This is a genomic window from Streptomyces sp. JB150 (genome assembly GCF_011193355.1).
Taxonomy (GTDB): Bacteria; Actinomycetota; Actinomycetes; order Streptomycetales; family Streptomycetaceae; genus Streptomyces.
Genome location: NZ_CP049780.1, coordinates 3,937,292 through 3,957,071, shown reverse-complemented (window position 1 = coordinate 3,957,071; position 19,780 = coordinate 3,937,292). Strand labels below are relative to the sequence as shown.

Sequence of the window (19,780 nt, the reverse complement as noted above, 5' to 3'; positions counted from 1 at the left end):
GCATCATTGCTCGGTCGTTGTGCGTGAGGCGGACGAGGTGAAGGATGCGCGTGCGAGCTGCCGGGGTGGCCGTGGTGACCGGGGTCCTGCTGCTCACCGCGTGCGGATCCACCGCCCCCTCCGCGCCGCCACGCCCTCCCGTGCGGCGGGCCGCCGACGCCCCGCGCCTGCTCCCGGTGCCGCGCGGCGACGGCAGCGACGTCCCCGACGACTTCGACGGCGACGGCCACCGCGACCTCGTCCTCAACGACCTCGTCAAGCGGCAGAGCCACGCCGACGACGCGGGCATCGGCATCGTGTACGGCGGCGGTCCGCGCGGACTGGTCCCCGGCGCCCGGCAGTTGATCACGCCGGGCGGCCAAGGAGCCCGTACGGCCGGTCAGTTGCCCGCCGTCCTGGACGCCGAGGCGAGCTGCGACCTCGACGGCGACGGGTTCACCGACCTGGTCGTGTCCACGGATCCGCCCTACGACGGCCAGGGGCGGCCCCCGGTCCCCCTCCAGCTCCTCTTCGGCTCCCCGCAAGGACTCACCGGCCGCGCCGTGCGGCTGGTCGTCCCCGCCCGCGCCCGGGCCGGCAACGACTGGCCCGACCGGCCGGTGTGCGGCGACTTCGACGGCGACGGGGCGCACGACCTGGTCGTGCACGCCTCGGGCGAGCAACTGAGCTTCCTGCGCGGCCCGTTCACCCGCAAGGGTGACCCGAAGGCGGCGGGCGCGCCGATCGCCGCGCCGGGGAACGTGCCCGTCGGCCCGGCCGCCGACGTCGACCGCGACGGATACGACGACCTGGTGGTCCGTACGGCCGAGGGCGCGGGCCCCGCGGCGGTCGTGCTCGGCGGCCCGGCCGGCCCGGCCCGCACCGGCGTCACCCTGCCCGCCGGCGTCGACGTCGCCCTCGCTCGCTTCGGCAGGGGCCCGGCGCTGGACGCGGCGGTGGGCGCGGCGCGGGAGACGGCCCTGCGCTACGACCTCCCGGCCCCCGCCGGCGCCACCCCGCCCGCCTCCGCCACCCTGCCCGCCCCCGGCGCCCTGCTCGACACCGCCGACCTCGACGGCGACGGCCTCGGCGAGCTGATCTCGGGCGGCTCGGCACTGCGCGTCTTCCACGGCCGTACGCGGGGACTGCCCGCGGCCGGACCGGTGACGGTGACCCCGCCCGCCGCCGGCACCACCCGGGTCCTCGCCACCGGGGACTTCGACGGGGACGGGCGGGACGACCTCGTCGTACGGTCCCACCGGGGCGACACCGAGGACACCGTCGCGCTGTACCCGGGCGCGAGGACCGGGCTGCTCGCCCGCACGCCGGCCGTCACCTTCTCGACGTCCGCGTTCCTGGCCCGCTGATCCGGTTCCGAACGCCCCTCGGCCTCACGTACAACCCTTGCGCCCCACCAGCGGTCTCCTGTTCGCCGACCGGACCGTGAACACCTGGGGAACTCGCGGCGACACCAGCCGAGGCGTCCCGGCACGCTCGCCGTCCGTCGCACCCCCATCGACGCGGGACGCCCGCCGGGCGTCCCCGCATGCCGCAGGAGATCCGCATGCAGCACACCCTGCGACTCGCCCTCGCGACGGCCACCGCGGCCGCGCTGACGGGCGGGCTGCTCACCTTCACGGCCGCGACGGCGACCGCCGCCGACTCCACGCACGTCCCGCAGGCCGACTTCAACGGCGACGGCATCGGCGATGTCGCCTTCTCCGCCGCCGGCGCCCAGGTGAGCGGCAAGCAGACCGCCGGCCAGGTCGTCGCCCTGTACGGCACCGCCACCGGCGTCACCTCCACCCAGCGCGCCGTGGTCAGCCAGAACACCACGGGCACCCCGGGCAGCGCCGAGACCGGCGACGGCTTCGGCTCCGAGCACGCCTACGCCGACTTCAACGGCGACGGCTACGACGACCTGGCCGTCTCCGCTCCCGGGGAGGACGTCGGCAGCGACCAGGACGGCGGCGGCGTCGCCGTGCTGTGGGGCTCCGCCAAGGGCCTGACCGGCACCGGCGTGACCATCGCCGACCCGGCGCCCTCCGCGCACGACAGGTGGGGCAAGAACCTGGCCGCCGGCGACTTCGACGGCGACGGTAAGGCCGACCTGGCCGTCGGCAACACCTCCAGCACCCTCCACGTCCTCAAGGGCGGCATCAGCGCCACCGGCAAGGCGGTCGGCGGCCGCTACACGATCAAGCCGCCGATCCTGTCCGGCGGCTCCGCCCGCGGCCCGCTCAACCTCACCGCGGGCGACGTCAACGGCGACAAGCGCACCGACCTCGTCGTGGACGGCTTCGAGACGCAGACCGACTACGGCTGGAACACCAACTACCTGGTGCCCGGCACCGCGAGCGGGCTGTCCACCGCCTCCGCCCAGCGGCTCAAGGCGGGCGTCATCACCGCGATCGGCGACATCGACGCGGACGGCTACGGCGACATCGTCACCGGCATGTACTGGAACCGGGCCGACGGCGACGTCGCCTTCCCGGAGGCCTCCGACGGCGGCAAGGTGTGGATCACGTACGGCACCGCGAGCGGCGCCGGCTCCACCACCAGCATCACCCAGAACACCGGCAACGTGCCCGGCACCTCCGAGAAGAACGACTACTTCGGCTACGAGCTGGACCTCGGCGACATCAACGGCGACGGCTACCAGGACCTGGTGGTCGGCGTGGCCGGCGAGAACATCGACGGCATCACCGACACCGGCATGGTCACCGTCCTGTACGGCTCGGCCTCCGGTCTGAACACCTCCTCCGGCGCGCAGTCCTTCGCCCAGAGCACGGCCGGCGTCCCCGGCGAGGACGAGAAGAACGACGCGCTCGGCGCCGACGTCAAGCTCGACGACGTCACCGGCGACGGCCGCGCCGACCTGATCGCCGGCTCGTACGAGAACGACGGCAACGGCGCGATCCTCTACCTGCCGTCCAACGGCACGAAGATCACCACGTCCGGCGGGCGCACCGTCTCGCCGAGCGCGACCGGCGTCTCGACGACCGGCACGCCGTCGTTCGGCGTGAACATCGCCGACTGACCCCGACGGCAGCCGGGCCGGGCCTCTGTCCTGCCCGGCCCGACCCCTGCGGGCCGAACCGCCCGGCCCCTAAGGGACCTCCGTAAGGGATGTCACAGCTCGGCAGCAAAGCCGGGCCCGGAACCCCGGGCCCGGCACGTCACTCTCCGGGACCAGGTACGTTCGTTGACGTGGCTGGATTCAGGATCGGACGCGGCGGCCGGGACGACCGCGCCCCGCACACGCGACCGCACAACCCCCCGTACGGCCGGCAGGCGCCGCAGGGCCCGTCGTCGTACGGCCATCCCCCCGCGCCGCAGCCGCACCCGTACCCGGGGCAGCAGAGCTACGGCGGCGGGCCGGGCGGCCCGTGGCCCCCGTCGCACGGCGGACCGGGCGGTCCCGGCGGCCGAGGCGGTCACGCAGGCCCTGGCGGCCACGCCGGTTACGGCGGTCACAGCGGCGGCGAGCCGGAGTACTTCGGCGACGACGGCTCGTCGTACCCGCACCCGGGCACCACGGACCCGTACGCGGCGAACAACCCCGGCCACACCCAGGCCTTCTCCATCGACGAGGACCCGTACCAGCAGGGCGGGACCTACCAGACGGGCGCCATGGCCCCGGCCGCGCCGATCGGCCCGCGGCTGCCCTGGAAGGACCTGCTGAAGGGCATCGTCCTCGCCCCGAACCAGACGTTCCTGCGGATGCGGGACTACACGATGTGGGGCACCGCCCTCATCGTCACCTTCCTCTACGGCCTGCTCGCGGTCTTCGGCTTCGACGGCGCCCGCGAGGACGCGATCAACGCCACGCTCTCCAGCGCGGTGCCGATCGTGCTCACGACCGCGGTCGCCATGGTGCTGAGCGCGTTCATCCTGGGCGTGGTCACCCACACCCTGGCCCGCCAGCTCGGCGGCAACGGCGCCTGGCAGCCGACGGTCGGCCTCTCCATGCTGATCATGTCCCTCTCGGACGCGCCGCGCCTGATCGTCGCGATGTTCCTCGGCGGCGACGCCCCGTTCGTGCAGATCCTCGGCTGGGTCACCTGGGTGGCGGGCGGCGCCCTGCTCACCCTGATGGTGTCCCGCTCCCACGACCTGCCGTGGCCGAAGGCGCTGGGCGCGTCGGCGATCCAGCTGATCGCGCTGCTGTCGATCGTGAAGCTGGGCACGTTCTAGCGGCCGTCCGTGCGGTGCACGGGAAGGGCCCCTGGCGTCGCGCCAGGGGCCCTTGTGCATGTCCGCCGGACGATGTCAGGCGTCGAGCACCTGCCCGGCCCGCTTCACCACGGGCGGCTCGACGGACCACGGGAAGTTGATCCACTCGTCGGTGCGCTTCCACACGTACTCGCACTTCACGAGCGAGTGCGACTTCTCGTAGATCACCGCGGACCGCACCTCGGCGACGTGCTCCAGGCAGAAGTCGTGCACCAGCTTCAGCGTCTTGCCGGTGTCGGCGACGTCGTCCGCGATCAGCACCTTCTTGTCGGTGAAGTCGATCGCGTTCGGCACGGGGGCGAGCATCACGGGCATGGGCAGCGTGGTGCCCACACCGGTGTAGAACTCGACGTTCACCAGGTGGATGTTCTTGCAGTCGAGGGCGTAGGCGAGCCCACCGGCCACGAACACCCCGCCCCGCGCGATGCTCAGCACGACGTCGGGCTCGTACCCGTCGTCGGCGATGGTCTGCGCGAGCTCACGGATGGCGGTACCGAACCGCTCGTAGGTCAGATTCTCCCGTACGTCGCTCACGCTGCTCACACCTGCGTCCTGTGGAAATTGAGGAAGGAGCGCGACGCGGTCGGACCGCGCTGCCCCTGGTACCTGGAGCCGTACCGCTCGCTCCCGTACGGGAACTCGGCCGGCGAGCTGAGCCGGAACATGCACAGCTGGCCGATCTTCATGCCGGGCCACAGCTTGATCGGCAGCGTGGCGAGGTTCGACAGCTCGAGGGTCACGTGCCCGGAGAAGCCGGGGTCGATGAACCCGGCGGTGGAGTGGGTGACGAGCCCGAGCCGCCCCAGCGAGCTCTTGCCCTCCAGGCGGGAGGCGAGGTCGTCGGGAAGCGAGATCACCTCGTACGTGCTGGCCAGCACGAACTCCCCGGGGTGGAGGATGAACGGCTCGTCCCCCTCCGGCTCCACGAGCCGCGTCAGATCCGCCTGCTCGATGGAGGGGTCGATGTGCGGGTACCGGTGGTTCTCGAACACCCGGAAGAAACGGTCCAGCCGCACGTCGATGCTCGACGGCTGCACCATCGATTCGTCATAGGGATCGATCCGTACCCGCCCGGCGTCGATCTCGGCCCGGATGTCCTTGTCTGAGAGAAGCACGCCCCGAGGATACGCAAGGCGCGCGGGGCCCCCGTAATCCTGAGAACCTCGCGCGCCCATTGCGTAACCCTTGCCACTACGGCCGACTACAACCGGCTACCGCCGTGCCGGTCACGGCGACGGCTCGCCGGTGCCGGCTAGTGCTTCTCCAGCGCCACCGGCACGACGCTCCGCAGCCGCGCGCAGCGCGGACAGCGGACGAGCCGTCCCGGGCCGAGGCGCTCGGCCTGCTGCATCGGGAACGAGGCGGTGGTGAACACGTGCCCTTCGGCACAGCGGACGACGGTGCGCTCCATCAAGTCCCTTAAGTCCCTTCCCCAAGAGCCGCGTCAGGCTGCTGCTTGCCTGACGACAAAAGCCACACTACGGGATCAATGGGACGCCCCTCCAGGCGGCACTCCGATCCCGCGCGACCCTTCGGCGACCCCTCCACCGTACTCCCCAACTCCCGCCCCGCGCAGCCGCGTACCCGCCCCCCCGCTCCCCCCTCGAACGGACTCAGGCCCCTCGGCTGGAACACCGGGGGCCTGCGGTTTGGTACAGTGGGCGAGCGTTCGGACACCGACCCATCGGTCGGCGTCTTACGCGGGTGTAGTTTAATGGTAGAACATCAGCTTCCCAAGCTGAGAGCGCGAGTTCGATTCTCGTCACCCGCTCCATTATCAAGGCCCCGGTCGGAGATCAGGGCCTTGTTGTCGTGCTTGATGATCACTCGCCGCGCGCCAGATCCGTGCCACAACGCTGCTGGGTAGCCTCGGCCCCAGCCTTCCGCACCGTGGCGTCGAGGCCGGCGGCGACCTCTTCCTGTCGCTCCTCGTCGAAGTCCTTAGATCAGCACGGCCTTCTCGGAGGATTGCCATGCCCACATCATCGTGTCCTTCAGGGTGGCATTCGATCGCGTGTCGGCGATGCGCTTCCCGGACCACCCTGCCAAGGACGGAGCCGACCCAGTTGTGCAGGAGAGCGTTGGTGTGAATCCCGGTCCTGTGCTGGATCTCCTCCGCAAGCTCCTTGTAGGTGGTGACAGCGTGATAGCTGCGCGCCACGTCCGTGAGGACCACGTACGCCTCTCTTGCCCAAGCTTCACGAGCCTCTTGCGCCGTGGGCAAGGTGTTGTCGGGTCCCACGCTCGAACTCACGGTGTCTCATTTCCCCCGGCCCGCGATGCGGTCTCCGCGGTGCCCCTGGCGCATCCTTCCCCAACCTCTTGTCGAAGCACCAGCTAATCGCCGCAAGGCCTCAGCGGGCCCAGCGCTTGAATTGGGGCGTGCGTGCCACTCCCGTGCCAGATCGTGCGGGGAACCACGGGGAACCAACGAGCGTGCACAGTTGCTCCGTTCTCACGTCCGGCTGGGACGACGTCGGATCGCAGTGCCGTTCGACTTCGCGCCCGATCCAGTTGTTCGGGTGTGGCTGATCGGCAGTGACCACGAGCGTCGTCCCCGGGGTGTCCGCAATCACGACCGCGAACGTGCACGGCGACACCGAGGTTCGCCATCAGCCGCCGCATGGCGACGGTGTCGACAGGCGCGTTCCACGGCTCAGCCGCTTGGTGTCGCGGTGGTAGGTCTCGGCGCCGGTCACACGTTGGCCGTCTCCTCTGACGGCCAACTCGTTGAAGGCGCAACTGTGCTGCCAGGAGAGCAGCCCGTGCGCCACCCGAGCGTCACTGGGCCAGTGAGGCTGCACCCCCGAGATGCAGAACACGCGCCACGGTGTTTAACCTCGCTATGAGGGCCGTCGCATAGCAACCCGCCGTTGGCTCCGGGGCACCGAGGATGTCCGGCCCTTGCCGGCATGTGACGGCGGGGTCTGGTCCAGATAGCGCGGCTACCCCAGCGGACACCGTTCGGGTGCGTGTCCATTCACGGGCACCGGGCGCCAACTTCACAGTCGGTGCCGTCGATTCGTGGTTGCACTGCCGTCAGAGGCGGGCGACGTCGCGGCGATATGTCGTCGGGACGGGCACTCTCGCGGTCAGCCGAGCCGGGCGACGTCGCACATTGGGGCACAACCATAGCGGCCGCAGAAACTGCGGAGGTATGACCATGTTCAGGCGTTTCCTTGCCTCGGCGATGGTGGTTGCCACCGGTGTCGGCGGTGGACTGTCCGCGCCGTCGACCGCCAACGCTCAGGACTACGGGCCCAACACCTGCCGCCAGGGATATGTGTGGAGGGTCGCGCGTGCCGGTGATCTCGTGTGCGTCACGCCGCAGACGCGGGCGAACACCGCCCACGACAACGCTCTGGCCCCCGGCCGGACCCTCCCGAACGGCTACTGCGTGCAGGGTTACGTCTGGCGGGAGGCATGGGGCTCCGACGACCACACCTGCGTGACCCCGCAGGCCCGCGCGCAGGCGGGGTACGACAACAGCCGGGCCGATGACCGGCGGCTGGCGGTGCGGCTGTGGGTCACGTCGGAGAACGGCTCCCTCAAGGTCAGCGGCGACCACTTCAACATCAACCGCCGAGTCCGCCTCGTGTTCTCCGGCGCCGTCAACAGGAGTTGGACGGTCACGGCCACCAGGCACGCCGGATACGCCGGCGGGAGTTTCGGCTTCACCCCCGGCTTCCCCGGACGGTGCGCTCCGGGGAACCCGAACGCCCGCGTATATGCGGTCGATCTGACGTCGGGTCGCACCACGGCGAGCGTGCCGTTCGTGTACTGCGTGAGGATCGACTGACCCCTCCGGAGGTGGGAGTTCCCAGGGCCGTCCGTCTGCAGCAGTCGCGTGGCTGGGCGGTGATCAGAGCGACGGATCCGACGACCCCACGATCGCCCGCAGCGCCGCAAGGTGCCCCTGATACGCGTCGCGTCCTCGGGGGGTCAGCCGGAGCCACACCCGTTGCCGGGTGTTGCGGACGGCCTTGCGCTGCTCGACGTAGCCGGCGTCCATCAGTACGGTGACGTGCTTGCTCAGCGCGGAGGCGGAGACGCCGAGTTGGTTCTGGACCAGGCCGAACTCCGCCTCGCCGGCAGCGTCCAGAAGAGCGCAGATGCGCAGCCGGTTCGGGGCGTGGATGGTGGCGTCGAAACCTTCCAGCGGATCGGGGATCTCGGTGCTCACGGCGTCTTCCGGTGCAGGCGGACGAAGGCGAGGTGGAAGCCGACGGACACGGCGGCACCGATCAGCGAGGCCGCGATCAGCCACACCGGCCGTCCCGTGACGCGGAAGGCGAACGCCGACCCCACCAGCAGCACGGGCAGACCCACCGAGAGCGGCACGGTCGCCCGCTTGGGCAGCACGTCGAACCGCAGCGCCACCCCGGTCCTGTCACGCCACGCCTTCGCCGCGACGGCGAAGAGCGCCACGAACACCGCCGTGCTCGTGAGGGTGATGGCCATCCAGGCGGGGCGCGGCAGCAGCCAGTCCGTGTCGGCCAGGGCGCCTCCGTACATGATCGGGAACGCGGCGACGTAGACCGTGAGCGTGAGGAAGAACCACTTCGGCCAGGGTGTGGCCGACAGGGGCGCGATGGAGGCCCTGATGTGCTTGGTGTCGGCCAGGGCGGCGCGGGCCTGCTCGGGCGTCAGTCGTGCCCCGTGAGTTTCCATGCCGGAAAGACTAGCGCTCATTTTCCGTGCTGGAAAGAGACGAGTTTCCGGTGCGGCAAGTGGGGGTGGGCCGGTCGCTCGCCCCCTGGACGCAACCAGCCCTCACCTCTGAGCGGCCCGGATACAACCCTCCCCGCCCGTCGCGAGTCAGAGAGCCCGTACGAGCCGTATGCGCTCACAGAGATCACGTAAGAGGATGTACACGTCATGACAGTCCGTGCCCCGCACCGTTCCCTTCGCGGCATACCCGCCGTTGCCGCCCTGCTCGCGATCGGCGCGGTGGGATGCTCGGGAGTCTCCGACGCCGTCGACAGCGCGAAGGACACCGCGAAGAAGGCGGCTCGCCAGCAGTCGGTGTACTCGCTCGACATCGGTGACTGCTACAACCCGAACGGCAAGGCCGAGGGGACGGCGTACGCCGTCGAGGTCGTGCCGTGCGACGAGGCGCACGTGGGTCAGGTCGTCGGCGAGTTCGCGATCGAGGGCAAGGGCCAGAAGTACCCCGGCGACGACGAGATCACGGCGGTCGCGGACACCCGCTGCCCGGTCGAGGCGCAGAAGTTCGCGCCGGACACCTGGGCGCTGCCCAAGGGCGCCGCCCTCTTCTACTACACGCCGACCCAGGAGAGCTGGGCGACGGGCGACCGCGCGGTGAGCTGCACCTACACCGCGGAGAAGGGCAAGTTCAGCGGCTCCCTGGAGACCGCGAAGTCCCTGAAGCCGGAGCAGCTCACCTTCCTCAAGGGCTCGAACGCGGTCTACGAGGCCCTGTGGGCGAACCAGCCCGAGAAGGACACCGTCGAGGACGACCTGGCCGGTTACAAGGCGCAGGCCAAGGCCGTCGAGGCCGCCCTCAACGCGCACGTCGAGGGCCTGGCCGGCATCGAGGGCGCCGAGGTCGGCAAGCTCCGCTCGACGCTGCAGAAGGCGGCCGGCGACTGGAAGAAGGCCGCCGGCGCCGCCGACGCGGACGCCTTCTACGTCGCCTACGACCCGGCGTTCACCGGCATCGACCCCAACAAGTCGGTCGCCGCCCGCAAGGAGCTGGGCCTGGCCACCACCGTCCCGGCCGACGAGGCCGAGGTGTGGGCGGGCTGACGTCCCGTCGGGGCAGCGGGGGCCGTGTCCGCCGGATGCGTGATGCGGCTGTGGCCGCCCGTGTCCGCCGGTACGGCTCCAGCTTCCCCTCGACTGGGTGAGCCGTCCCTCGTCCCGCGCCGAGCGGTTCGATCCGGCCATTCCCACTCGTTCCCGGACCGGCCCCTGACCAGGCTGCCTACGATGCCGCGCGTGAAGGTTCTGGACATCATGCGTCGGATCAGAGGCTTCAGCACCCCGCTCGGCGGCCTGGACTGGGATCCGCCGGTCCCCCAGCGCGCCGTCGCCGAGAAGGTCGTCGTCTATCTGGAGGACCGCAGGGTCCTGACGATGTCGCGTGCCGTCATGCACGCGGTGGAGGAACCGGGCCACTGCGTCGCGTCGGTGTTGCAGTCAGGGAGACCCTCACCCAGATCCTGATGGAGCCCGACACCGGGGACGACCTCGCGGAGAACCTCAAGGCGATGCGGGCCGCCTGCCGGCGGTTCCTGAACGCCGTGGGTCCCGACCACTCGGGGCATGTGCTCGGGCCGCACGAGAGCGCCACGTTCGGTGCCGCGCTGGGAGAGCTGCGCGCGGTCTTCGGCATTCAGCTCGGTGTCATCGCCGCACGCTACAAGCTGGAGCTCTCGGAGGAGCTGGCGACCCTCCTTCCCGCCTCGGACGGCGACGAGGAATAGGGAAAGGAGAGGGAGAGGGGAGGGAGAGGGGAGTACGACGTCTCCGGGCGGTCCCGGCCGGTTTTGCGGCGCCGCCCGAGCGGGCGGAGCATGGAGGGAGGACTTCCGCACGGCGTGCGGCGTGCGGCGTGCTTCGTGCGCTGAAGGAGATGGGGATCGTGGATCTCGTCCTGCGCCCAGGTACCGCCGAGGACGCGGCGGAGTGCGGCAGGATCTGCTTCGAGGCGTTCGCCGGGGTCGCCCGTGAGCACGGGTTCCCGCCGGACATCCCCAGTCTCGAGGCGGGTCTCGCCCTCATCGAGGGCGCGCTGACGCATCCGGGGTTCTACAGCGTCGTCGCAGAACTCGACGGCCGCGTGGTCGGGAGCAACTTCCTGGACGAGCGGTCGCCCGTCGTGGGCGTCGGGCCGGTGACCATCGATCCGGCTGTCCAGAACCGGGGCGTGGGCCGGCGGCTGATGCGGGACGTGATGCGCCGGGCCGCCGAGCGCGGGGCGCCGGGGATCCGGTTGCTGCAGAGCGGCTATCACAACAGGTCGTTCTCGCTGTACGTCAGCCTGGGGTTCGCGTTCCGGGAGACCGTGGCCTGTGTGCAGGGGGAGGCGCTGCGGCGGGAGGTGCCCGGAGCCGGTGTCCGCGAGGCCGTGGACGCGGACCTCGCGGCGTGCAACGAGCTGTGCCGGCGCGTGCACGGCGTCGATCGCGGCGGTGAGGTCGCCGACGCGCTGAAGCAGGGCACCGCCCGGGTCGTCGAACGGGAGGGGCGGGTGACCGGGTACGCCACGGACCTCGCGTTCTTCGCGCACGCCGTGGCCGAGACCACCCTCGATCTGCGGGCACTGATCGCCTCGGCGCCCGCGTTCGGCGGACCCGGCATCCTCGTGCCCGCGCGCGACACCACGCTGCTCCAGTGGTGCCTGGCCGGCGGACTCAAGGTCGTGCAGCTGCTGAGCCTGATGACCATCGGCCTCTACAACGAGCCCGACGGGGCCTACCTGCCCTCGATCCTCTACTGATCGCCACCGCGTGCGGAACCGGGTGTCCCTCAGCGCACATGTGTGCGATCATTCGCCTGTTTTCTGCCGTGCGCCGCCCTCGACCCGCGGTCACGTAGGGCCCCGGCACTCACCCGCGTCGTCTCGACGCCGTCCTGGGGGGATGGCCATGCCCTACCGCTTGTGTGCGCGCGGAAGATCCGCGGCGTACACCGTCGTCCTGTTCACCATCGCGCTCTCGGTGCTGCTGACGGGCTTGCTGCCGGTCGGTACGGCACAGGCGGCCGACGGCACCACGTCCGCTGCGACGGCCACCGGAAAGGCCACCGCGACGGCCACCACGAAAGCCACCGAAGCAACCACCGAGACGGAGCCCTCCGCTTCCGCCCCCGCCGCCGACGACTGCCCCACCCTCCCCCTCGCCCCCTTCGGCGACCCGGGTTCCGCGGTCGGCGAGGCCGCCGTCCCCGCGGACGGCAGCGCCTGCTTCACGTTCACCGCCGAGCAGCCCGGCCTGCACCGCGTCCTGACCGAGCGCGGCGGAGCGGCCGCCCAGGTCTTCGACGGTGAGACGCAGGTGGACTGCTACGACCACACGTGGGGCGAGGGCTGGTGCGCGCTGCCGCGGGCCGGTGCCTTCACGCTGAAGCTCGTCCGCACCGGCTGGGGCACCGAGCCCCTCGACACCCACGTGACCGTCACCCCGCTCGCCGCCACCACCGGGTGCGCGCGGGAGACCGGCACGTCCTGGGACCTCCCGCCGGTCACCGGCTCCGCGGTGTCCCCGTTCGGCCTCGTGTGCCACCCGTTCACGGGCAAGGCCGGCGAGCGGATCGAGACCGACTTCCGGACCGACACCTACGGCCAGTTCACGCACTGGATCACCGACGAGTCGGGTGCGCACATCTGCCCGCAGTACAACGAGGACGACAGCGAGGGATGCGTCCTGCCCGGCGACGGGCCGTACCGCGTGCTGGGGCACGTCCGGGACGCCGAGCGCGGCTTCCCGGCCCCGTACACCCTGACGATCCGCCGGCTGTCCGACCCGGACGGCTGTGCGCGCGTGCCCGTGAACGCGTACGGCTCCGCGCCCACCGCCGTGGACCCGGACACCGGCTGCAAGGTCTTCACCGCCCGGGAGGGGGGCCGCTACAGCGTGTACGCGGTGGCCGACGGGTCCCGTACCGGCCTCGCCGTGTACGACCGTGAGGGGAAGGCCGTGTGCGCCGGCTGCCCCCTGCCCGCCGGGGACTACACCGTCTTCACCGACGAGGCCACGCTCATCCTCGACCGCGCCTCGACCGCCGGCTGCGAGAGCGCGGAACTCGGCACCCACGTGGGCACCTTCGCCACGGCGGGCGAGACCGACTGCCTGACCCTGCCGCTGCCCGAGGGCGCCCGGATGGCCGCGCTGACGCCGCTGAGCGGGCCCGCGCCGCAGCCGGAGGTCGTGGTCGTCGACGCCGACGGCGTCCAGCGGTGCAACGGGGAGACGCTCGGCGAGGGCACCTGCGCGCTGACCGGCGCCGCCCCGTTCCGCGCCCTGGTGTCCGCCGACGACAGCGACACGGCGACCGGCACCTACCGCGTCGCCCTGCACCGCACGGACGCGGCGAACGGCTGCCCGGTCCTCCCGGCGGGTGATTTCACCGCCGACGGTCCCGCCGCCCGGCTCCGCACCGGCGACGGGGTCTTCTCGCGCTGCCTGTCCATCCCGGCCGACGACCACAGCGCGACCGAGAACCTGCAGCTGCGCGCCGTCTCCGGTGGGTCCACCGCCGAGTTCTCGGTGCTGGACGCCGACGGCAAGCAGGTGTGCACCGTGTACCCGTCCCTGTCGGCCTGGACCACCTGCGCCCTGACGCCCGGTGCCGCGCACACGGTGCTGGTCACCGGCCGCGACACCGCCGCCGAGTACACCCTCGCCCGGCGTGACGTCACCGCGACCGCCAAGGGCTGCGCGGCGAACCCGGCGACCGCGGTGGGCGGCCCGTCCACCGGCGGCACTCCGGCCGCCCCCGGCCTGCTGGTGTGCCGCCAGGTGACCACCGCCGACGCCGGTGACACCCTGCACCTCGACGTCCGCGACCCGCTGGGCAACGCCAACCTCCTGGCGTACGACGCGGAGGGCGACGTCGTGTGCTCGTACCGCAACAAGGCGTGCGCGGTCACCGGCTCCACCAGCTACCAGGTCCTCGTCACCGTCCCGACGAACCGGACGTCCGCCGAGTCCTACCGCTTCGACGCCCTGCGCATCGCGACGTCCGCCGGACCGGCCGCCGAGTGCGCCGAGGTCCCCAACGTCAGCTACGGGTACGGACCGGTCACCGGCACCCTCGACGAGCAGCACACCGCGGTGTGCGCGGCGCTGCCCACCTCGCACGACGACCGGTTCGACTTCGAGGTCAGCGACACCGCGGGCGGCACGCACACGGCCGTGCCCGCGCTCTACGACGCGAGCCTGGACAACAACTGCGTGCTGTCCGTCCCGAGCGGCTACCAGTGCTACGTGAACGAGCCGTACACGAAGGACGTCACGCCGAGCATCCTGGTCATCGGCCTGCCGGAGCGGGCGTCGCAGACCGCCTTCAAGGCGGAGCTGACCTGCACGTTCGGGCTGTGCGGCACCGAGACCGTCAGCGTCGGCACGGTCACCCCGACCACCGGCGCCGTCGGCGACAAGGCCACGGTGACCGTGACCGGCACCGCCCTGCACGAGGACGACAAGGTCCGCATCAGCCGGTCCGGGAAGACGGTCGAGTCCACCACCGTCTCGGTGGCCGCCGACCGCACGTCCCTGAAGGCCGTCCTGGACCTGACCGGGCTCACGGCGGGCGACTGGTACCTCAGCGTCATCACCCACAACGGCTGGGAGTACCCGCGCGGCTCCTTCACCGTCACCCCGGGCCCGCTGGAGAACACGGCCGCCCCGACCGTGACCGGTACCCCCCAGGTCGGCGCCCGGCTCACCGCTAAGCCGGGCTCGTGGTCGCCGACGCCGGACTCGTACGCCTACCAGTGGAAGGCGGACGGCCAGGCGATCTCGGGGGCCACCGCCGCCACGTACCAGGTGCCCGCCTCGCTGCGCGGCAAGAAGCTGACCGTGGCCGTCACCGCCCGCAAGAGCGGCTGGCCAAGCGCGACGGCCGAGTCCGCCGCGCGGGTGATCACGGCGGCGCCCCGCGACCACGCGGGCACCGGTGCGGTGCCGGACGGCGCCGGGGACCTGCTGACGCTCAGCTCAAGCGGCGCGCTCACCTTCCAGCACGGCTCCGGCACGGGCGCCTTCTCGGGCAAGACCAGCGGCTCCGGCTGGTCCACCTCGATCAGGGCGATCCCCTTCGGGGACGTCAACGGCGACCGGTGCAACGACGTGCTGGTGCGAATGACCGACGGCACCCTGCGTGCCTACCGGCCGGGCTGCGGCAAGGCGGTCACCCCGTCGACGCCGTACGTGTCGCTGGGCACCGGCTGGAACCAGTACAACGTGCTGACCTCACCGGGCGACGTCACCGGTGACGGCCGGGCGGACCTGATCACGCGCAACGCCTCCACCGGCACGGTGTACCTGCACAAGGGCACCAGCGACGGCAAGCTCACGGCGCGCGTGAAGCTCTACGACAACTGGAAGAGCCACAAGAAGATCGTCGGGGCCGGTGACCTCAACGGCGACGGCCGCGGCGACCTGCTCGTCCAGGACTCCTCGAACGAGCTGTGGCGCTACCACGGCACGGGCACGGGCACGTTCACCGCCCGCGTGAAGGTCTTCAACGACTGGGGCGCGTCGTACAACGCCGTCGTCGGCGTCGGCGACATCACCCGTGACGGCAAGGCCGACCTCGTCTCCCGCGACACCTCCGGGAACGTGTGGCGCAGCAGCGGCGACGGCAAGGGCTCGTTCGCCGCCCGCGTGAAGATCGCCACCGGATGGCAGGGATACAAGGGTCTGTTCTGACCCCTGAGCCGTACGTGCGCGGACGAACGGAGGGCCCCGGCCGGGTTGCGGCCGGGGCCCTTCCCCTTGCCCACGCTGGTGCGCCGGGCTTCCTGACGGTCCGTTGCATGGGTGCCGCCCGACGGGGCACCCGAGGTGCAGGCAAGCATACGGAGTGGGCGCCCCGTTCAGTCAGTGCAACCGACAACCGGGAGTATGCAATGGCGAGTTACGGCAGTTCCTCTGCCGCGTCCTCCGGGTCGCGCACCAACGGCCTGGCGATCGCGAGTCTGTCCTGCGGTGTCATCGGGCTGTTCTTCCTCAACCTCATCCTCGGGCCGCTGGCCATCATCTTCGGTGTCGTGGCCCGGCGCCAGGCGGCGGTGAAGAACGGCGCCGGGATGGCGAAGGCGGGCATCATCCTCGGTGTCGTCGACGTGGTGCTGTGGCTGGTGCTGCTGGCCGTCGCGGCCAGCAACGACGGCTTCAGCTGGTACGTGGGCGGCTAGCGGGCGGATCCGCGAGGTCCGACGAGGACGGCCGCTGTCGCGGCCGTCCTCGTCTGCGTGTGCCGGGCGCCGTGCCTCGCGGGGCGCCGGTCCCGGGAATTCTGTACCGGCGACCCCACATCTTCGGAGCCGACGGCGTTAGGGTTGTCACACGAGGCAGAGGGTGCCGACCCCCTTCGGAGCACGGGTGGCGCGCCCGCCCGGGCCCCTGAAGCGTCCCGAAACGAACGAAGGTGCGATGCCCGCTGAGAACGTCCCCGTCGCCGGCCACCTCGACGACGACGACTACCCGGCGTACACCATGGGCAGGGCCGCCGACCTGCTCGGTACGACGCCCGCCTTCCTGCGGGCCGTCGGTGAGGCCGAGCTGATCACGCCGCTGCGGTCGGACGGGGGGCACCGCCGGTACTCGCGGCGGCAGCTGCGGATCGCCGCACGCGCCCGCGAGCTGGTGGACCAGGGCACCCCGATCGAGGCCGCCTGCCGGATCGTCTCGCTGGAGGACCAGCTCGACGAGGAGCGCCGCCGCAACCAGGACATGCGGCGCAGGCTGGACGAGCACGGCCCGGATATCTAGTTCCGCGAGTACAGAATTGTGGGTCGCAGCGGTTTGAGAATTACGACAGGGCGTAAATCACAGGTGGCCCGTCGGGCGATCTGTGTTAGCGTGATAGCAGTTGCAGTTTTGGTCCCAGAGATTTTTTCTTTGCAGACTTTCCGGATCTTTCCGGAGGGGTGATCACAGCGGCGACTCGGGCCCCGCAAAGTGCGGCGTCCGGCACTGCCCCCAAGGGAGATTCAATATGGCATCTGGCACCGTGAAGTGGTTCAACGCGGAAAAGGGCTTCGGCTTCATCGAGCAGGACGGCGGCGGCGCTGACGTGTTCGCCCACTACTCGAACATCGCCACCTCCGGCTTCCGCGAGCTTCAGGAAGGCCAGAAGGTTACCTTCGACGTCACGCAGGGCCAGAAGGGCCCGCAGGCCGAGAACATCGTTCCCGCCTGACGCTGACGCGATCTCATGTGGCTGGGGCCCGCACTCTCTGGGGTGCGGGCCCCAGCCCGTTCCCTGTCCGTCCGGTGTCACCGGACCGGCCCGCGCGCATCTCGCGCTTTTCGCATTTTCTTCGGCTCATTCTTGTGAATCCGGGCCCGGCACTCTGCCGTGGCCCACATTCCTCGATGCGCCGCATCGAGGAAGGTTCCTCCATGAACCGCACCCGTGGTACCGGGGCCGGCAACGGCTCCGGCCGCTTCCGTGCCCAGGATTCGAGCCGGCAGTCGGGTGGCCGGCAGCACTCGCGCCCGGCCGCCGGACGCCGTAACGGCCCCGCAGCGAAGCCCACCGCCCGCCGCCAGGAGTTCGCCCTCCCGGTCGCGCTCACCGAGCCGCTGCCCGCGGTCGCGGCCTTCGCCGAGCTGGACATGCCGGCGCCGCTGCTGGCCGCGCTGGGCACCGAGGGCGTCACCGTGCCGTTCCCGATCCAGGCGGCCACCCTGCCGAACTCGCTGGCCGGCCGGGACGTCCTGGGCCGCGGCCGTACGGGCTCCGGCAAGACCCTCGCCTTCGGCCTGGCCGTACTGTCCCGGCTCGACGGGCAGCGGGCCCAGCCCCGGCAGCCGCTCGGCCTGGTGCTCGTGCCCACGCGGGAACTGGCCCAGCAGGTCACCGACGCGCTCACCCCCTACGCCCGCGCCGCGCGGCTGCGGCTCGCCACCGTCGTCGGCGGCATGGCGATCAGCCGCCAGGCGAACGCGCTGCGCGCCGGCGCCGAGGTCGTCGTGGCCACGCCCGGCCGCCTGAAGGACCTCATCGACCGGGGTGACTGCCGGCTCGACCAGGTCACCGTCACGGTGCTGGACGAGGCCGACCAGATGACCGACATGGGCTTCATGCCGCAGGTCACCGCGCTGCTCGACCAGGTCGGTTCCGGCGGCCAGCGGCTGCTGTTCTCGGCCACGCTCGACCGCAACATCGACCTTCTCGTGCGCCGCTACCTGCACGACCCCGTGGTGCACTCGGTCGACCCGTCCGCCGGTGCCGTCAACACCATGGAGCACCATCTGCTGCACGTGCTCGACGCGGACAAGCACACCACCGCGACCGAGATCGCCGCCCGTGACGGGCGGGTGATCATGTTCCTCGACACCAAGCACGCGGTGGACCGGCTGACCAAGCACCTGCTCTCCGTCGGCGTACGCGCGTCGGCCCTGCACGGCGGAAAGTCCCAGCCGCAGCGCAACCGGACCCTCGCCCAGTTCAAGGACGGGCACGTCTCCGTGCTCGTCGCCACCAACGTGGCCGCGCGCGGCATCCACGTCGACGACCTGGGTCTCGTCGTGAACGTCGACCCGCCCGGCGACCACAAGGACTACCTGCACCGCGGCGGCCGCACCGCCCGCGCGGGCGAGTCCGGCACCGTCGTCACCCTCGTCCTGCCGCACCAGCGCCGCGCGGTGGACCGGCTGATGGCCGACGCCGGGATCACCGCCCGCACGGCCCGCGTCCGTCCGGGCGAGGCCGAGCTGCACCGCATCACCGGCGCCCGCACGCCCTCCGGCGTGCCCGTCACCATCACCGTGCCCGCCGCCGAGCAGAGCGGCGGCACGGGCTCCGGCGGCCGCGGTCGCGGCCGGGGCGGACGCCCCGGGCAGCGCGGCCAGCGCGGCGGCCGGGGAGCCCGCACCGCCGGCCGCGGCAGCGGCGGGGGCAGCGGCGCGGGACCGACGGGCGGGTCGGCTCGCCGGTCGGCGCCGAGGAGCAATCCGTAGTCCGCGACGCGGGGTGCCCGCTGGCCCGCCGGCCCGCGGATGGGCCCACAGGTGAATCCGACGACGAGTCCGACGACAACGAGGAGAAGCCTTGACGCCGATTCCGCCCCGCGCACCCCACCCCGCGGACACCGTCGGCACGGGCCTGACCGCCCGTGACGCAATGGACGCTCCCGGGCCCCAGGTCGACGACCACATGACCGTCGACGTGGCGCTGTCCGTGCTCATCGGGGCCCGTGTCCCGCATCTGCTGCTCCAGGACGAGGACGGGCGGTGCGTGGGACTGGTCACCCTGACCCAGCTCTCCGCGCACCGCGGCGGCTCCTGGTACAGCGACCGGACGCGGCTGCGGGACATCCCGCTCGACCGCGGGCCGTTCACCTCGTCCGGTGCCGTGCTCGGCGAGGCCGAAGCGGCCATGCGGGGCCGGGCGCTGGACGTGTCCCCCGTGATCGACGAGCACGGATACGCCCTGGGCGTCCTCGCCCTCACCTCCTGACCGCCGTACGGCACCCTCGACCCACTTTCCCGACCAGACCCCGTGGAGGCGTCATGCGCTGTGTCATCGCCCGTTTCCCCTTCGACCTCATCAAGAGCGAGGTCGAGCAGTCGATGAGCGGAATCAAGGCCGAACCCGTCACCGGCCTGGCCGTCACCATCAACCGCCGCGCCTATCCGGTGATGCAGGTCGGCGAGGTCATCACCCGGCAGAGCCGCCGCGACTTCACCTCCGGCGAGATGCGCCGCGCCCTGACCCGGCTGGGCTTCACCGTCCACGAGGCCCCCGCCGTCACGCCGAGCACGAGCGCGGGCACGGGCACGGGTCACGACGAGGGTGTCCTGGGCTGGTGAAGGTGACGGTGAAGGCCCCGGACGACCGCGTCCGGGGCCTTCGCCGTGCCAGG

20 protein-coding genes and 1 tRNA gene are annotated in these 19,780 nt (G+C 71.6%); 16 read left to right on the top strand and 5 right to left on the bottom strand.

Features of this window, described 5'->3' with window-relative positions; genetic code table 11:
• The first annotated feature begins 44 nt into the window (after positions 1-44).
• From G7Z13_RS18485 to G7Z13_RS18475, 3 genes are all read left to right on the top strand, one after another.
• On the top strand, positions 45-1,346 hold the full coding sequence (locus G7Z13_RS18485; protein WP_166000727.1) for a VCBS repeat-containing protein: 1,302 nt from the start codon (positions 45-47) through the stop codon (positions 1,344-1,346).
• 197 nt (positions 1,347-1,543) lie between these two features.
• Positions 1,544-3,019 (top strand): VCBS repeat-containing protein, encoded by a 1,476-nt coding sequence (locus G7Z13_RS18480; RefSeq protein ID WP_166000725.1) that lies wholly within the window; start codon positions 1,544-1,546, stop codon positions 3,017-3,019.
• An 89-nt stretch (positions 3,020-3,108) separates the two neighbouring features.
• Positions 3,109-4,176 carry a Yip1 family protein gene (locus G7Z13_RS18475; RefSeq protein ID WP_166000722.1) on the top strand — a complete coding sequence of 356 codons (1,068 nt, stop codon included), beginning with the start codon at positions 3,109-3,111 and terminating at the stop codon, positions 4,174-4,176.
• Positions 4,177-4,251: 75 nt separating this feature from the next.
• Here the strand turns inward: G7Z13_RS18475 and G7Z13_RS18470 are convergent, their stop codons facing one another.
• The 3 genes from G7Z13_RS18470 to G7Z13_RS18460 all read right to left on the bottom strand — a co-directional run bounded on the left by G7Z13_RS18470 (position 4,252) and on the right by G7Z13_RS18460 (position 5,626).
• Positions 4,252-4,749: a phosphoribosyltransferase gene (locus G7Z13_RS18470; protein WP_166005071.1), complete on the bottom strand. Its 498-nt coding sequence runs from the start codon at positions 4,747-4,749 to the stop codon at positions 4,252-4,254.
• Between the two features lie 5 nt (positions 4,750-4,754).
• Positions 4,755-5,330 carry a dCTP deaminase gene (gene dcd / locus G7Z13_RS18465; RefSeq protein ID WP_166000720.1) on the bottom strand — a complete coding sequence of 192 codons (576 nt, stop codon included), beginning with the start codon at positions 5,328-5,330 and terminating at the stop codon, positions 4,755-4,757.
• Positions 5,331-5,467: 137 nt separating this feature from the next.
• Complete coding sequence (locus G7Z13_RS18460) at positions 5,468-5,626, bottom strand: hypothetical protein (RefSeq protein ID WP_166000718.1); 159 nt, start codon at positions 5,624-5,626, stop codon at positions 5,468-5,470.
• 289 nt (positions 5,627-5,915) lie between these two features.
• Here G7Z13_RS18460 and G7Z13_RS18455 point away from each other — a divergent pair.
• Positions 5,916-5,989, top strand: a tRNA-Gly gene (locus tag G7Z13_RS18455).
• Between the two features lie 1,383 nt (positions 5,990-7,372).
• Complete coding sequence (locus G7Z13_RS18450; RefSeq protein ID WP_166000716.1) at positions 7,373-8,014, top strand: hypothetical protein; 642 nt, start codon at positions 7,373-7,375, stop codon at positions 8,012-8,014.
• A 63-nt stretch (positions 8,015-8,077) separates the two neighbouring features.
• Here the strand turns inward: G7Z13_RS18450 and G7Z13_RS18445 are convergent, their stop codons facing one another.
• A complete protein-coding gene (locus G7Z13_RS18445) occupies positions 8,078-8,398 on the bottom strand; it encodes a transcriptional regulator (RefSeq protein ID WP_166000714.1) in 321 nt (106 codons plus the stop codon).
• The gene (locus tag G7Z13_RS18440; RefSeq protein WP_166000712.1) at positions 8,395-8,886 is read right to left on the bottom strand and encodes a hypothetical protein; all 492 of its coding nucleotides are present in this window, start codon (positions 8,884-8,886) and stop codon (positions 8,395-8,397) included. The genes G7Z13_RS18445 and G7Z13_RS18440 overlap by 4 nt, the downstream gene beginning before the upstream one ends.
• A 207-nt stretch (positions 8,887-9,093) precedes the next feature.
• Here G7Z13_RS18440 and G7Z13_RS18435 point away from each other — a divergent pair, with 207 nt between their 5' ends.
• The 11 genes from G7Z13_RS18435 to G7Z13_RS18385 all read left to right on the top strand — a co-directional run bounded on the left by G7Z13_RS18435 (position 9,094) and on the right by G7Z13_RS18385 (position 19,727).
• Entirely contained in the window at positions 9,094-9,984 is an 891-nt protein-coding gene (locus G7Z13_RS18435; protein ID WP_166000710.1) for a septum formation family protein, read from the top strand.
• 210 nt (positions 9,985-10,194) lie between these two features.
• Positions 10,195-10,404 carry a hypothetical protein gene (locus G7Z13_RS18430; protein ID WP_166000708.1) on the top strand — a complete coding sequence of 70 codons (210 nt, stop codon included), beginning with the start codon at positions 10,195-10,197 and terminating at the stop codon, positions 10,402-10,404.
• Entirely contained in the window at positions 10,404-10,664 is a 261-nt protein-coding gene (locus G7Z13_RS18425; RefSeq protein ID WP_166000706.1) for a hypothetical protein, read from the top strand. Before G7Z13_RS18430 ends, G7Z13_RS18425 begins: the two co-directional genes overlap by 1 nt.
• A gap of 128 nt (positions 10,665-10,792) precedes the next feature.
• Positions 10,793-11,680 (top strand): GNAT family N-acetyltransferase, encoded by an 888-nt coding sequence (locus G7Z13_RS18420; RefSeq protein WP_277347409.1) that lies wholly within the window; start codon positions 10,793-10,795, stop codon positions 11,678-11,680.
• A 148-nt stretch (positions 11,681-11,828) separates the two neighbouring features.
• Positions 11,829-15,614, top strand: a complete 3,786-nt coding sequence (locus tag G7Z13_RS33705) for an FG-GAP-like repeat-containing protein (protein ID WP_240926260.1) — start codon at positions 11,829-11,831, stop codon at positions 15,612-15,614.
• Positions 15,615-15,814: 200 nt separating this feature from the next.
• Positions 15,815-16,102, top strand: coding sequence for a DUF4190 domain-containing protein (locus G7Z13_RS18410; protein WP_166000702.1), 288 nt, complete (start codon positions 15,815-15,817; stop codon positions 16,100-16,102).
• Between the two features lie 238 nt (positions 16,103-16,340).
• On the top strand, positions 16,341-16,679 hold the full coding sequence (locus G7Z13_RS18405) for a helix-turn-helix domain-containing protein (protein WP_166000700.1): 339 nt from the start codon (positions 16,341-16,343) through the stop codon (positions 16,677-16,679).
• A gap of 226 nt (positions 16,680-16,905) precedes the next feature.
• Positions 16,906-17,109, top strand: coding sequence for a cold-shock protein (locus G7Z13_RS18400; RefSeq protein ID WP_007383480.1), 204 nt, complete (start codon positions 16,906-16,908; stop codon positions 17,107-17,109).
• Positions 17,110-17,312: 203 nt separating this feature from the next.
• Positions 17,313-18,875, top strand: coding sequence for a DEAD/DEAH box helicase (locus G7Z13_RS18395; protein WP_166000698.1), 1,563 nt, complete (start codon positions 17,313-17,315; stop codon positions 18,873-18,875).
• Between the two features lie 163 nt (positions 18,876-19,038).
• The gene (locus tag G7Z13_RS18390; protein WP_166005066.1) at positions 19,039-19,374 is read left to right on the top strand and encodes a CBS domain-containing protein; all 336 of its coding nucleotides are present in this window, start codon (positions 19,039-19,041) and stop codon (positions 19,372-19,374) included.
• Between the two features lie 53 nt (positions 19,375-19,427).
• Entirely contained in the window at positions 19,428-19,727 is a 300-nt protein-coding gene (locus tag G7Z13_RS18385; protein ID WP_166000696.1) for an SCO5918 family protein, read from the top strand.
• The last annotated feature ends 53 nt before the right edge of the window (positions 19,728-19,780 follow it).